This is a genomic window from Streptomyces sp. NPDC093109 (assembly GCF_040701725.1).
Classification (GTDB): Bacteria; Actinomycetota; Actinomycetes; order Streptomycetales; family Streptomycetaceae; genus Streptomyces.
Genome location: NZ_JBFBEZ010000123.1, coordinates 1 through 1,470 on the forward strand (window position 1 = coordinate 1; position 1,470 = coordinate 1,470).

1 protein-coding gene is annotated in these 1,470 nt (G+C 72.2%); it reads right to left on the minus strand.

Annotated features, from left to right (window positions below; translation table 11 throughout):
• Nucleotides 1-1,470: tetratricopeptide repeat protein (locus AB0389_RS37860; protein ID WP_366400131.1), on the minus strand; the 1,470-nt coding region annotated here is incomplete at both ends.

Here is a 1,470-nt window from a genome sequence, read left to right on the forward strand (position 1 = left end):
GATGGCCCGGCCCAGGTCCCCCGCCGACCGGTAGGCGCCGGCGAGGTTGTTGCGGGAGGTCAGGGTGGAGGGGTGGTTCTCGCCCAGCACCCGCACCATGCCGGTCAGGGTCCGCTCGTGCAGGGGTACAGCCCGGCCCAAATCCCCCGCCGACTCGTAGGCGCTGGCGAGGTTGTTGCGGGAGGCCAGGGCGTCGGGGTGGTCCTCGCCCAGCACCCGCACCCGGTCGGTGAGGGTCTGTTCGTACAGGGGGATGGCCCGGCCCAGGTCACCCGCCGCCCGGTAGGCGGCGGCGAGGTTGTTGCGGGAGGTCAGGGTGGAGGGGTGGTCCTCGCCCAGCACCCGCACCATGTCGGTCAGGGTCCGCTCGTACAGGGGTACAGCCCGGCCCAAATCCCCCGCCGCCCGGTAGGCGCTGGCGAGGTTGTTGCGGGATGCCAGGGTGTCGGGGTGGTCCTCGCCCAGCACCCGCACCCGGTCGGTCAGGGTCCGCTCGTACAGGGGGATGGCCCGGCCCAGGTCCCCCGCCGACTGGTAGGCGTAGGCGAGGTTGTTGCGGGAGGTCAGGGTGGAGGGGTGGTCCTCGCCCAGCACCCGCATGGTGTCGGTGAGGGTCTGTTCGTACAGGGGGATGGCCCGGCCCAAGTCCCCCGCCTCCCGGTAGGCGCCGGCGAGGTTGTTGCGGGAGGTCAGGGTGGAGGGGTGGTCCTCGCCCAGCACCCGCACCCGGTCGGTCAGGGTCCGCTCGTACAGGGGGATGGCCCGGCCCAAGTCCCCCGCCGCCCGGTAGGCACCGGCGAGGTTGCTGCGGGAGGCCAGGGTGTCGGGGTGGTCCTCGCCCAGCACCCGCACCCGGTCGGTGAGGGTGCGTTGAAGGTGGTTGATGGCGCGGGTGGGCAGGCCCTGATCGTCGAGGAAGCACCCGGTTGTGTTGAGAAGTTGCGCGGTGATTTCGGTGTCAGTATCGGCAGGTGCGTGGTCGGCGAGGGCGTCGATGTGGGGGAGGAGGGTGCGCCAGGTGGGCCAGGTGTCGGGGGTGTCGAAGGTGGCGGGGAGGGCGGTGTCGAGTTGGTTGGTGGCATCGGTTCGGGCCTGATCGATGAGGTGGGGGGTGCGGTGGGGGTCGTCGGGGTCGGGGGTGCGGGCGAGGGCCTGGACGAGGCGGTGGACGGCCAGGGTGCCGGTGACCGGGTCTGGGGTGATCATGCTGTAGGCGGTGAGGAGGCCGAGCGCAGTGCTGAGCGTGGGCGGGCTGGCGAGGCCGTCCAGGAGGGTGGTGGGGATCTGGTCGGGCTTGTACCAGGCCAGGACGCGCAGCAGGTCGGCGGCCTGGGGCTGGAGTGTGGTGATCCGGTCCAGGGTGAGGTGCCAGATCCGGGCGATGCTGCGTTCGGGCTGGGTGATGCCGACGGCGCCGGCGCGGTACATCTCCGCCGGGTACTCGTCGAGCAGGGCGAGGTACGCGCGGGG